At 38.9% G+C, this 12,922-nt stretch carries 7 protein-coding genes and 3 pseudogenes; 4 read left to right on the top strand and 6 right to left on the bottom strand.

All coding sequences use genetic code 11. The features are described from left to right. Nucleotides 1-59: 59 nt before the first annotated feature. A complete protein-coding gene (locus tag M5121_RS10710) occupies nt 60-419 on the bottom strand; it encodes a hypothetical protein (protein ID WP_249571167.1) in 360 nt (119 codons plus the stop codon). A gap of 336 nt (nt 420-755) precedes the next feature. Between M5121_RS10710 and rlmKL the strand changes: the two genes are divergently transcribed. After that, a complete protein-coding gene (gene rlmKL, locus M5121_RS10705; RefSeq protein ID WP_249571166.1) occupies nt 756-2,960 on the top strand; it encodes a bifunctional 23S rRNA (guanine(2069)-N(7))-methyltransferase RlmK/23S rRNA (guanine(2445)-N(2))-methyltransferase RlmL in 2,205 nt (734 codons plus the stop codon). A 16-nt stretch (nt 2,961-2,976) separates the two neighbouring features. Here the strand turns inward: rlmKL and M5121_RS10700 are convergent. Together M5121_RS10700 and clpB are read right to left on the bottom strand one after the other, a co-directional pair. Beyond that, nucleotides 2,977-3,394: pseudogene (locus M5121_RS10700) on the bottom strand (hypothetical protein). A gap of 167 nt (nt 3,395-3,561) precedes the next feature. Beyond that, nucleotides 3,562-6,141, bottom strand: a complete 2,580-nt coding sequence (gene clpB, locus M5121_RS10695) for an ATP-dependent chaperone ClpB (protein WP_249571165.1) — start codon at nt 6,139-6,141, stop codon at nt 3,562-3,564. Nucleotides 6,142-6,403: 262 nt separating this feature from the next. Here clpB and M5121_RS10690 point away from each other — a divergent pair. Further along, nucleotides 6,404-7,203 (top strand): annotated as a pseudogene (locus M5121_RS10690) (peptidoglycan DD-metalloendopeptidase family protein). 68 nt (nt 7,204-7,271) lie between these two features. Here the strand turns inward: M5121_RS10690 and M5121_RS10685 are convergent. Then, nucleotides 7,272-7,694 carry an OsmC family protein gene (locus M5121_RS10685; protein ID WP_249571164.1) on the bottom strand — a complete coding sequence of 141 codons (423 nt, stop codon included), beginning with the start codon at nt 7,692-7,694 and terminating at the stop codon, nt 7,272-7,274. Nucleotides 7,695-7,841: 147 nt separating this feature from the next. Between M5121_RS10685 and crp the strand changes: the two genes are divergently transcribed. Both crp and M5121_RS10675 read left to right on the top strand, forming a co-directional pair. Then, the gene (crp, locus tag M5121_RS10680) at nt 7,842-8,549 is read left to right on the top strand and encodes a cAMP-activated global transcriptional regulator CRP (protein ID WP_004662603.1); all 708 of its coding nucleotides are present in this window, start codon (nt 7,842-7,844) and stop codon (nt 8,547-8,549) included. Nucleotides 8,550-8,762: 213 nt separating this feature from the next. Further along, nucleotides 8,763-9,539 carry a M48 family metallopeptidase gene (locus tag M5121_RS10675; protein WP_249571163.1) on the top strand — a complete coding sequence of 259 codons (777 nt, stop codon included), beginning with the start codon at nt 8,763-8,765 and terminating at the stop codon, nt 9,537-9,539. A gap of 73 nt (nt 9,540-9,612) precedes the next feature. On the opposite strand, the pseudogene M5121_RS10670 reads toward M5121_RS10675, so the two are convergent. Together M5121_RS10670 and M5121_RS10665 are read right to left on the bottom strand one after the other, a co-directional pair. Further along, nucleotides 9,613-11,341 (bottom strand): annotated as a pseudogene (locus M5121_RS10670) (acetyl/propionyl/methylcrotonyl-CoA carboxylase subunit alpha). Next, on the bottom strand, nt 11,334-12,917 hold the full coding sequence (locus M5121_RS10665) for a 5-oxoprolinase subunit B/C family protein (protein ID WP_249571162.1): 1,584 nt from the start codon (nt 12,915-12,917) through the stop codon (nt 11,334-11,336). The pseudogene M5121_RS10670 and the gene M5121_RS10665 overlap by 8 nt, the downstream one beginning before the upstream one ends. Nucleotides 12,918-12,922 lie beyond the last annotated feature (5 nt).

Genomic DNA, 12,922 nt, shown 5'->3' with positions numbered 1-12,922 from the left:
TCGCAGAACAACTTTTCACCATTATGTTGCATTAAATGAGAGAGTTGCAACAGATTCGGCTAGCGGAGCGCACCAATATAGTGATGCGATACTTGTGCCCGATAGATTTCCTCTTCAGTGACTTCGGCAAAGTAAAGTTCTTCATCATTTGTTTGCTTTGGTTCTGCTACAAATAGTGCTGGTTCAGGCTCAGGATATAAATCAAGCAAATGACTTAAACGTTCAACATAATGCGCTAATTCGGCATCGCGCGTTTCCAGTGCAATTTGCATAATATATCGAGCATAAGCTTGATCATGCACCAAATACATCACATCAATCACACGACTACAGACTCGTCTTAAACGCACATACATTTGGGTTGCGATTGCAAAAGCTTCAGCATTTAAAATAACTTCTTGATTCATATTGGCTTTCATAACGTCCTCACATCGTTGGGAGAAGTATTTCTTGATAATTCAGCTTTAGAAAGCAAAATATGTACCAACCATTCAAAACAAATAAAAATTATTTTATGACATGGTGAACTTATCTGATAAGTAAAAAACATATGCTGAAAATTTAAAGCAAAGAAGTGATTCAATCTAAATAAGTAATACCGTATTACTAATCCAAAGAGCTTCACAATATGCCTTGGATCATGATCTAGATTCAATCTACAGCACATGGAAAGGCTAAACACAAAAAGAAAACCCGCTTTTCCTAACTAAAATCAGTTAAAATAGCCGATTGCTAAAACCGCTTTGGAACATTGAATGAACGCTAAACCACGTCTAACAGAATATTGGGTGACTTGTGCGGATGGACTGGAAACCTTATTACAACAAGAACTGGAAAGCTTTGGTATTCAGGACATTCAACGTTTTGCAGGGCGTTTAATTTTTAAAGGCACACTGGAACAGGCCTATCGCGTTTGTATGTGGTCACGTCTTGCCTCACGAGTGGTTTTGCCAATTCATAGACATGAGTTGGAACATTCGCATGATGCCCGTGATGTGGCGGAAGAACTCTATGAGGGTGCGATCAGTTTTGACTGGTCTTTAATTTTTGCACCACAAAGCACCTTTGCAGTGCGCCTGCATGTTGAACGTGAAATTAAGGTCAATAGCCAATTTGCCACCCTACGAGTTAAAGATGGTGTGGTGGATTCCTTTATGGAGGCGGTAGGCAAACGTCCAAGTATTGATATCAAGCAGCCTGAAATTACGCTTTATGTGTTGGCAGGTAAAACTGAACACACCTACTGTCTGGATTTATCTGGTGATTCTCTGCATAAGCGTGGCTATCGCCGTTTTATGACCGATGCGCCAATTAAAGAAAATCTGGCAGCGGCAATTCTACAAAAAGCTCAATTAGCACAATATCAGCCTGACATTATTCTTGACCCAATGTGTGGTTCAGGCACATTCATTATTGAAGCCCTCATGATTTTAACGGATCGTGCGCCAGGTTTAATCAGACGTTTTGGTTTTAATGGCTGGCATGGGCATGACCGTGATCTCTGGTTATCGCTTAAGGCGGAAGCAGCAGAACGCCATCAGAAAGCATTGGAACAGGCTTTACCTAAATTTTATGCCTATGATGCAGACTGGGAAGCAGTCAAGGCCACTCGTCAAAATATCATTGCTGCGGGTTTTGAAAAACTGCTTGACCAGATTCAGATTGAAGAACGTACTTTAGCGGACTGGGATGACTTCCAGGCCGAGGGCAAGAAAGCCTTTATTGTGACCAATCCTCCTTATGGGGAACGTTTGGGAGATAAAGCCTCAAACCGTTCTTTATATCTGGGTTTATCGGCTTTATTACAGAAGAATTTTCCAAACCAGCGTGCTGCAATTATTGCCGCACAGGTTGAACAGGCAGATGTACTGGCGTTTAATGACCCACAAACCTTACGTTTAATGAATGGTAAATTACCAATCTACGTGCGTTTCGGCACAGTAAAACCTGCAGCCGTAGTTCAACCATTCTTAGCGACGTGGCAACCTCAGCAATTTGAAAAAATCGAAGGTGCGGAAGACTTTACCAACCGTTTGCAAAAAAATATGCAGGCCTTGAAGAAATGGGCTGTGAAAGAAAATATATTTTGCTTACGTTTGTATGATGCCGATCTACCTGATTTTAACATTGCTGTCGATTTATATGGCGATAGACTGCATGTTCAGGAATATGCACCACCTAAAACCATTGATCCAGAAAAAGCCAAAAAACGTTTTAACCTTGCCCTTGCTGCAATCCGTGCTGTGACTGGCTTAAATCGTGACGCAATTTTTATCAAAACCCGTGCAAAGCAAACGGGAACCAATCAATATGAGAAACAAAGCACTGCGTCTAAACGTTTTATTGTACAGGAAGGCAAAGCTAAAATTCTCGTCAATTTAACAGACTATTTAGATACTGGTTTATTCTTAGATCATCGTCAAATTCGTCTAAGAATTGCCAAAGAAGCACGTGGCAAACACTTTCTTAATCTTTATAGCTATACCTCAACTGCTAGCTTACATGCAGCACTTGGCGGTGCAGCAAGTACCACGAGTGTCGACCTATCAAATACTTATTTGAATTGGTCAAAAGAAAATTTTGTATTGAATGGTTTAACGGTAGATCATGCTGATGAACAACATATGTTCTTTTCGAGTGATTGCTTTGAATGGTTAAAAGAAGGTCATGAACAATATGATCTCATCTTCATTGATCCTCCAACTTTCTCTAACTCAAAAAAGTTTTATGGTACATTTGATGTACAGCGCGATCATGTTTCCCTGCTCAAACGTGCAATGAATCGTTTAACCAGTGATGGTACTTTGTACTTCTCCAATAACTATCGTGGGTTTGAGTTAGATGAAGAAATCGAAGCAATCTATCATGTCGAAGAAATTACTTCTGAAACGATAGGCTTAGACTTTAAACGTAATCAAAAAATTCATCGTGCTTGGAAAATCCAACATAATCAAATTTAAGGAATGATTTTTCTCATTATTTAAATGTGAATTTGGTTCTTTTCAAATTAGGAGAATCAAACTCATAAATCATGAAGTTATCTGGAGCCTCATCATGGGGCTTCATACTTGCTTTCTTCTTTTCCCGCACATCCATTACAGACGTTTTCTTTTGTTCTTCATAAGGTGATAAAGCACCTTCAGCAAGCATACTAACTTATTTCACGTAAATTACGATCGCTTAAAACACGTTGCGTACGCCAACGCTCCTCTTCTGGCTGCATCGCATCTCGCTGTGCTTTCTCAATAATATTAGGCAGCGCCTTGGTCAACATACCTGTTTGTAAGGCTAAAGTTCCCTCTGTCATCGGTTGTACAGCCCAACCTACGATCGGAAATGCTGTTATGAACACAATTACACCAATATAAGTGTAATAATGCTGCTTATTCTCCATTTTAATTCATCCTGAATTTTTTTCTTATTTATTCCGAAACTAGCAAGCTTTTCATAAAATCGCAATGTCATTGGTAATATTCCTTAAGAAATCAGATAAATTGCACTGATATAAAAAAAGATGGCGATTTTCATCGCCATCTTTTTAGCCAATCATTCAAATTAGATTTAGCTAAGTTTCATTTTATCAAACACAAGCTGACCACTATCACCTTTAATCAGAATATTATCTCCGGGCTGGAATTCACCAGATAAAATTTTCTGAGCCAAGTTATTTTCAACTTGTTGCTGTATTGCACGTTTTAGTGGTCGTGCGCCATAGATTGGATCAAAACCAGCATCAATCAATAGATCAAATGCACTATCATCAACAGTTAAAGCCATATCTCGTTCGCTCAGACGTGAACGTAAACGATCCAATTGAATATCCGCGATACCACGAATTTGAGCTTTCTTCAACGAATGGAAAATGACTAATTCATCAATACGGTTAATGAACTCTGGACGGAAATGCTGAGTTACAGCACTCATTACCACTGTTCGAACTTCTTCATCAGTTGCACCTTCACCTAATTCACGTACATCTTGTGAGCCCAGGTTAGATGTCATCACAATGACCGTATTTTTAAAATCGATAACACGACCTTGAGAATCAGTTAAGCGACCATCATCCAATACCTGTAACAGGATATTGAATACATCTGGATGAGCTTTTTCCACTTCGTCAAATAACACCACACTATATGGCTTACGACGAACAGCTTCTGTTAAAACTCCGCCTTCTTCATAACCCACATATCCCGGAGGAGCACCCACTAAACGGCTGACCGAATGCTTTTCCATAAATTCAGACATATCAATACGAATCATGGCATCATCACTATCAAACAAGAAGTTTGCTAATGCTTTAGTTAACTCAGTTTTACCCACACCTGTCGGTCCAAGGAATAAGAATGATCCACTCGGACGATTCGGATCAGATAAACCTGCACGTGAACGGCGGACTGCATTGGAAACTGCAACCACAGCTTCATGTTGCCCGACTACACGGTTATGTAAAAACTCTTCCATATTCAGTAGTTTTTCACGTTCACCTTGTAGCATTTTCGCCACAGGAATGCCTGTTGCCGCACTCACTACTTCAGCAATTTCATTTTCAGTCACTTTGGTACGAATTAGCTTCGGTTCTTCATTTTCCTCAGCGACTTCCGCTTGTTCCAAGCGTTTTTGCAACTCAGGAATCACGCCATATTGTAAGCGTGCTGCTTCAGCCAAATCACCTTCACGTTTTGCTTTTTCTAAAGCAACACGGGCTTGATCCAATTCAACTTGAGCTTTCTTATCACCTTCAACGAGCGTCTTCTCGGCTTTCCAAATTTCCTCTAGATCATTATATTCTTTTTGCTTTTCAGCAATTTGCTGTTCAAGATGATTCACTTCAGCTTTACTGCCAGCATCTGCATCTTTCTTCACTGCTTCTAATTGCATTTTCAATTGGATTAAACGGCGATCAAGTTTATCTAAAGCTTCGGGTTTAGAATCGATCTCCATTTTGATACGTGAAGCAGCTTCATCAATTAAATCAATGGCTTTATCAGGCAATTGACGATCCGTGATATAACGATGCGACATTTTTGCAGCTGCAATAATTGCTGAGTCTAAAATTTGCACGCCATGATGCGTTGCATATTTTTCTTTTAGACCACGTAAAATCGCAATGGTATCTTCCACACTTGGTTCATCAACGAGTACTTTTTGGAAACGACGCTCTAGGGCAGCATCTTTCTCAATATATTGACGATATTCATCTAAAGTTGTTGCTCCAACACAACGCAACTCACCACGTGCTAAAGCAGGTTTCAACATATTACCTGCATCCATTGCACCATCGCCTTTTCCTGCACCTACAAGCGTGTGTAATTCATCAATAAATAGAATGACTTCACCTTCTTGTTTTGCAAGATCATTCAGAACGGCTTTCAAACGTTCCTCGAACTCACCGCGATATTTAGCACCTGCAAGCAACGAACCTAGATCCAAAGACAATACCCGTTTACTTTTTAGACTTTCAGGAACTTCACCATTAATAATTCGTTGCGCTAGACCTTCAACAATCGCAGTTTTACCCACGCCAGGTTCACCAATCAAGACTGGGTTATTTTTAGTTCGGCGTGATAAAACCTGTATCGTGCGACGTATTTCATCATCACGACCAATTACTGGATCAAGCTTACCAGCCAAAGCACGTTCTGTTAAATCAATGGTATATTTATTCAATGAATCGCGTTGATCTTCATGATTATTGCTCATGACTTTGTCATTTCCTCGAATATTTTCAATTACTTTGCGTAAACTATCTGGTGTTACCCCAACGCTGTTTAATATCGTTTTGGTTTCACCCGTTTCCGCTAAACTTAATAACACCCAATCTGTTGATAAGAATTCATCACCTGCTTTTTGCGCATAACGATCAGCTAAATTTAAGATCTTTACCGCTTCAGGATTAAGATTAATATCTCCAGTTGGATTTGATAAAGTCGGTGCATTTCTTATTGCTTGTTCTAACTTTTGTTTTAACTCTGGCAAGCGTGCACCTGATTGCTGCAACAAACTTAAATTGGCAGGCTCTTCTAGTAAAGTCGATAAAATATGAATACCCGCAATAGAAGTATGGTCTTTACCCATTGCCAATGATTGTGCATCTGAAAGAGCTTGCTGTAGACGGTTGGTAAATTTTTCAAAACGCATTCTTGTTATTCCTCACAACAAATTTTTAACTTATCACTAAGATGGGAACACTTTTTAAAATTTCAAATAAAATTTATATATTTTTCAATATTTTGTTTAAATTAAACTTTATAAAACTCAGTAATAATATGGGTATATAAACAATCTATTTCAAGTATATTTTGTATAATTTTCTATCTATTCTGATTTAAACTATATCCATATTGTTATTTTAGGGTGAAACTTTTACCTTAAGTCTTTACTTCATTTAAAAATGATCGTTATGCATTTAAGAAGAATTGTAATAGCTAGTATTTGCTTTTCCCTATTCAGATGGCTATCGCTTAATTACCACAGAATTCACGACATGCAGGCGGTATAGCCGTTATTCCAATTCCATCAACGATTACCCAAGTTTTCTATGAGAAAAAACCGATTCTAATTACACAAGAAGGCACTCAACGATACGCTATTTTTGGAATTCCTCTTTCTACCCCATTGGGAACGTTAAGCCTAGCAACCAATACTATGCCCATACAGATTGAAATACTGCCATATCAATATGCTGAACAACACCTCAATGTAAAAAAACAAGACTATGTTAATCCGAATCAAAATCAACTTGATCGATATGCTTCGGAAGCAAAAGAACAAAATGAGATTTATAATTCTTTCAGTCAAAGCTATTGGACTGAATTTCCAAGTTTTATTCCACCAACAGCAGGCAAATTTAGTAACTCATTTGGACGCAAACGTTTGTTTAATAATGAAGAACGCGCCCCACATTCAGGTCTAGACATTCCAGCACCAATTCGCCAAAAAGTTTTAGCGCCAGCAGATGGCATTGTCGTTCAAACTGGTGATTATTTTTTCAATGCTAAGACTGTTTTGATTGATCACGGTCAAGGTTTAATCAGTATGTTGTGCCATCTCAGTAAAATTGAGGTTTCAAAGGGACAACATATTACTCAAGTTAAACTTTTAGGTTTAGTGGGAAATACAGGTCGAGTCACTGGTCCACACCTGCACTGGGGAATGAGTTTAAATGATGCACGGGTAGACCCACAATTATTACTGAAATAAAAACTATGTCGATAAAAAAGTGATCTAAACAAATAGATCACTTTTTAGTTAAACTTAATAATTAAGTCTTAATCAGCTTCTATAATTTCAAAGTCATGTGTGATTTCTACACCACCATCAGACAACATTTTGCTCGCAGAACAATATTTTTCTGCTGAAAGCTCAACTGCTTTTTCAACTTGCTTTGCTTTAACCGCTTTACCTGTTACTAGGAAATGTAAGTGAATTTTTGTAAACACCGCAGGAATAGAATCAGCTCTCTCCGCTTTTAACTGGCATACAACATCGGTCACATCTTGGCGTGATTTCTTTAAAATAGTCACAATATCAAACGAAGCACACCCACCAAGTCCCATTAAAATCAACTCCATAGGACGTGGCCCACGGTTTTCACCACCATACTCAGCAGAACCATCCATCACTACACTGTGACCACTTTCTGATTTCGCTTCAAAAGCAACATTCTCTAACCAATGTACACTTGTTTGCATTGCAACTACCCGAAAAACGTTATAAATTTACTTCAGTTCTTGTACACTAACATAAAATGAGTTGATAAGGAATTTCATCTCTTCTGTGTAGAAAAGGCTCCATGGAGCCTGTGCGATCGGTTTTATCCAAATTCGGAAATTTTAAGCATGACTTCAAATTTTTCACATCTTAGCACTGATGCTTTGTCTCCAGGTCAATTACCTGAGTCAGTTAAAGCATTGCTAAAACGTGCTCATATTAATAGATACCCTAAACGCACCACGATTGTTGACGCTGGAACGGAATCAAAATCACTGTATTTAATATTAAAAGGTTCAGTGTCAATCATATTACGTGAAGATGATGAGCGTGAAATTGTTGTTGCATATCTCAATCCAGGTGATTTCTTTGGTGAAATGGGGCTGTTTGAAAATAACCCTCAACGTACCGCAGAAGTACGTACTCGAGATGTTTGCGAAATTGCAGAAATCTCATATGAAAATTTCCACGAACTCAGCAAACAATACCCTGATCTGAGCTATGCTGTATTTGCTCAGCTTGTTCGCCGTCTGAAGAATACAACGCGTAAAGTCACTGACTTAGCATTTATCGATGTATCTGGTCGTATTGCTCGTTGTTTAATTGACTTATCTGCGCAGCCTGAGGCAATGATTCTACCGAATGGTCGTCAGATTCGTATTACACGTCAAGAAATTGGTCGTATTGTGGGTTGTTCACGTGAAATGGTTGGTCGTGTTTTAAAAACACTTGAAGATCAAGGCATGATTCAAACTGATGGTAAAGCAATTTTAATTTTTGATACTTCTTTAGATGATAACGCATTTTCTGAAGATGAATTTGATGATGAGGATTAATCCCCTCTAGCTTTAAGCTAATTTCAAAGCCAGTGCAAACCACTGGCTTTAATTTTATCCAGATGAAGCTGAGCTATTTAGCTTTTCATCAATTTTGCTTACATAATTACTATGATTATAGAGATAATCAGAATATAAAGCCTTGCAAACTTTTTTTATAATTCTTGTTAATCATGGGTATATTTATAAGATACTGATTTGGAGCAAATAAGTATGAAAAAATTAGCTTTAAGCCTTTGTGCAATGACTGTAATAACGATTTCAGGTTGTGCATCATTTGCAGATATGGCAGGTGCTGACAGTGCCACATTAAATGCTCAGTCGGCTCAAAGCTTTGCAAAGATGACACAGGAAGCTCGTGCCAAGAATCAATTGGATATGAGCTCAAATACTTATCAACGTATTAATTCAGTATTTTTGCGCTTAAAACCGTATGCTGACCAAATGAACCAAACCAGTCAGCGTTTTGATTGGCAGTTAGCAGTACTAAAATCAGATACTGTAAATGCCTATGTAGCGCCAGGTGGGAAAGTCGTTTTCTATACGGGTATTGTGAACAAGCTGAATTTGACCAATGATGAAATCGCAGCAATTATGGGACACGAAATGACCCATGCCTTAGAAGAACATGCCAAAAGTAAAATTGGTGCACAAGCACTTACAAACTTAGCGATTGGGATTGGTACGACTTATGCGGGTGCGAATATTGGTGAAGCAGGTAATGCGGCAATTGCTTTAGGTAGTCAAATTGGTATTGGTTTACCCTATTCTCGTAATTTAGAAAGTCGCGCTGATTTTGGTGGGTTAATGCTGATGGCAAAAGCAGGATATAATCCAAATGCAGCAATTAGTCTTTGGGAAAAAATGGATCGTCTAGATGGTGCTGGTGGTGCATCATTCTTATCAACTCACCCATCAAATAGTCAACGTATTGGTGATATGCGTAAAAATTTACCTGCTGCTCTGGCAGTTTATAATAAACGTCGTTAATTTAGCCAAAGCCATTAGATCTCATTTTAGAGATTTAATGGCTTATCCTTTAGCTGTCTTATATACAAAAACTCTAATTTATCTCAGCAATTTTTGAATCCGTTTCAACAGTCTGATTAATCTCTATCAGCTTTTGAATTTTCCCCGTTTGTGGAGCAATCACAGGGACCTCCATTTTCATTGCTTCCATAATTGCAATTGTCTCACCTTGGTTTACATGATCATTTTCTTGAACTTTCCACACGGTGATTACAGCACTCATCGGTGCTAAGACACTATTACTACTTAGGTTCTGATCAGAATCATTTTGTTTCTGATTGGGTGGGGGTGTCCCGACTAAACTAAAAAATCCATTTGGTAAGCCAATCTGATGCAACTTTCCATCTATTTCAATTGGATAACGTTGTAATTCAACTTGATTGCTCAGTTTACTACGTGAATAGTGAGAATAATCATGGCGACTATCTTGTTCAATCCAACGTGTATGTACTTTAAATTCATCCATAAAGTCAGCATCTGACAGGATTGCACGATGGAATGGTAATACTGAAGCAATGCCCTCTATTTCAAAATGGGCAAGCGCTCTTTTGGCCCGTTGAATTGCAATCTCGCGGGTTGCACCAGTCACAATTAATTTCGCAATTAAAGAATCAAAATGACTTGAAACAACACTTCCAGTCATCACCCCCGTATCAAGACGAATACCAATTCCTGATGGTGGGTGAAAACGAGTAAGCTGTCCAAATGCTGGGATAAAACCACGTGCTGGATCTTCCGCATTAATTCGGAATTCAATTGCATGTCCTATTGGTTTTGGCATTTCTTGAATCGAAAGTGGTTGACCTAAAGCAATTCGAATTTGTTCTACAACTAAGTCTAAGCCCGTAGTTTGCTCAGTAACTGTGTGCTCAACTTGTAGGCGTGTATTAACCTCTAAGAACGAAAGTTGACCATTTTGACTAAGTAAATACTCGACGGTACCTGCCCCGACGTAATCTGCAGCGCGGCAAATTGCAATAGCAGATTGCACTAACTGAGCTTCAATATGCTCATTAATAAATGGTGCAGGTGCTTCCTCGACTAGCTTTTGATTACGGCGTTGTAAAGAACAATCTCTCGTTCCTACAACGACAATATGTCCCTGTTGATCAGCAATAACTTGTGCTTCCAAATGCCGAGGCTTATTTAAATATTGTTCAACAAAACATTCTCCTCGATCAAAAGCAGCGAATGCTTCTCGCACAGCCGATTCATATAAATCGGCAACTTCATTCAATTGCCAAGCAACTTTTAAACCACGTCCACCACCACCATACGCAGCTTTTATCGCAATCGGCAGACCATACTGTTTCGCAAAATATACGGCTTCTTGAGCTGATTGAAGTGGTTGTTCAGTACCATGAACCAAAGGTGCATTTACCGACTGTGCAATTTTACGCGCTTGTATTTTGTCACCAAGTTTATGGATAGTTTCAGGAGATGGTCCAATCCAAATCAGCCCCGCATCCATCACAGCTTGGGCAAATTCGGCACGTTCTGATAAAAAAACCATAACCAGGATGAATCATGGTCACTTGGGCTTTATATGCAATATCAATAATTTTATTGATATCTAAATAAGTGTGCTGTGCTGTTTGTCCTGATAATGCCCAAGCTTCATCTGCAAGTTGAACATGCAAACTGGCAATATCATCATCTGCATAAATCGCCACTGATGTAATATCCATATCTTTACATGCGTGAATAATGCGTACAGCAATTTCTCCGCGATTCGCAATCAGCAGCTTATGTTTTTTATGCATCTTTTTTGACATCCATGAAATCATAAATTTTACGAAATTGAATATGGCAACCAGCTGGAATCTGTGCAATTAAGTCCAAATGATAGGATGCGACCGCCGCAATCACAGGATAACCCCCTGTAATAGGATGATCATTCATAAATAATACAGGCTGACCATTTGGAGGAATTTGCAAAGCACCTGTACAACAACCTTCGCTCGGTAATTCTTGCTCGAATTGTCGCGTTAAAGGCTGATCACCCACTAATCTCAATCCAATTCGATTACTCTCTGTGCTCACTAACCAAGTTTGTTTAAACAATAAATCAAGGCTTTCTTCGGCAAACCAATCTGTACGCGGCCCTAACACGAGATCTATTTCAATAATCTCATCTCGTTTAGGTAATTTAATCGGTATTAGATTTAAGCTGACAGGCTGCGTTTTTAATTGGGCAAAATGAATCTCATCACCCACTTGAATTGGTTTTGTACCCAATTCAGCCAAAGAATCATAACTGGCACTTTCTAGTACTTGCTCAACAGCGATACCGCCTCGTAGCGCAATATAATTACGAATCCCTGCACTCGGTGCTGAAATATAAATTTCATCACCATAATCTAAAGCAATCGGCTGATACAAAGCCACTTTAACTTTATCCGCGCCAATATAAGTAATCCAGACTTCCGTTTCCGCACCTGTCACAGCAATAACTGTTGCTTCTAAAACCTGTAATCGCAATCCACCATTTAAAACTTCCATGACGGCTGCATTCTGTGGATTGCCAACAATTAAGTTTGCCTGACGAAATGCCTTTTGATCCATAGCACCTGCCCGCCCCACGCCTAGCTCAGCTAAATTTTTACGTCCTTCATCTTGGATCAATACTTGTAAGCCAACATTTTTAACGCGTAACACAGCAGGTTTTTTAATCGATTTTCTTTGAGAAAATCTCTGAGCAGGCACACAAATTTGGGTTGGATTATGACTATCATCCTTAAAGATGACATGATCACTCGGCAGTAATAAAGCAGGCTGTTGTCGATGAATATCCCACAATATCTCATCAGTCTGTCCAATCAACTGCCATCCTCCCGGACTATCTTGAGGATAAATACCGCTATATTCGCCTGCTAAACCTACTGCCCCTGCACTAACTTTTTTACGTGGTGATGCTAAGCGTGGAATACTCCTAAATACTTGCTCAGGATTGGTTAGATAAGCAAAGCCGGGAGCAAAGCCAATAAATGCAACTTGCCAATAAGAGTTGGTATGTTTCTGAATGACTTGTTCAGTACTTATTCCTAAATATTCAGCAACATTATTTAAATCAATACCGTTATAGCGCACACCGATAACGATTTCCTTCCCTTGACGCAAAGTATCCTGACTGATTTTTTGGCTTGAAATCCATCGAATCAGTGTATGCATCTCGACCAATAACGAATCAAAATAAATCAGTATGCTACGTGCCGCAGGAATAAGTTCTTTTATATGAGGATGCTGTGCTTGTTTTAAGCAGTAATGAACCGCCATTGTTTCTTCTAAACTTTCAAGCTCAATCAAAAAACAATCTAAATTAACGGATAGAAATCGCATAAAAT

The sequence above is a fragment of the Acinetobacter sp. ANC5681 genome (genome assembly GCF_023488045.1).
GTDB lineage: Bacteria > Pseudomonadota > Gammaproteobacteria > Pseudomonadales > Moraxellaceae > Acinetobacter.
This window is presented reverse-complemented; position numbering and strand designations above follow the sequence as displayed.

What these genes read in the sequence shown, in the direction of transcription:
- clpB (WP_249571165.1), bottom strand. Translation starts at nt 6,141, where the DNA reads ATGCGTTTTGAAAAATTTACCAACCGTCTACAGCAAGCTCTTTCAGAT.
- rlmKL (WP_249571166.1), top strand. Translation starts at nt 756, where the DNA reads ATGAACGCTAAACCACGTCTAACAGAATATTGGGTGACTTGTGCGGAT.
- crp (WP_004662603.1), top strand. Translation starts at nt 7,842, where the DNA reads ATGACTTCAAATTTTTCACATCTTAGCACTGATGCTTTGTCTCCAGGT.
- M5121_RS10665 (WP_249571162.1), bottom strand. Translation starts at nt 12,917, where the DNA reads ATGCGATTTCTATCCGTTAATTTAGATTGTTTTTTGATTGAGCTTGAA.
- M5121_RS10685 (WP_249571164.1), bottom strand. Translation starts at nt 7,694, where the DNA reads ATGCAAACAAGTGTACATTGGTTAGAGAATGTTGCTTTTGAAGCGAAA.
- M5121_RS10675 (WP_249571163.1), top strand. Translation starts at nt 8,763, where the DNA reads ATGAAAAAATTAGCTTTAAGCCTTTGTGCAATGACTGTAATAACGATT.
- M5121_RS10710 (WP_249571167.1), bottom strand. Translation starts at nt 419, where the DNA reads ATGAAAGCCAATATGAATCAAGAAGTTATTTTAAATGCTGAAGCTTTT.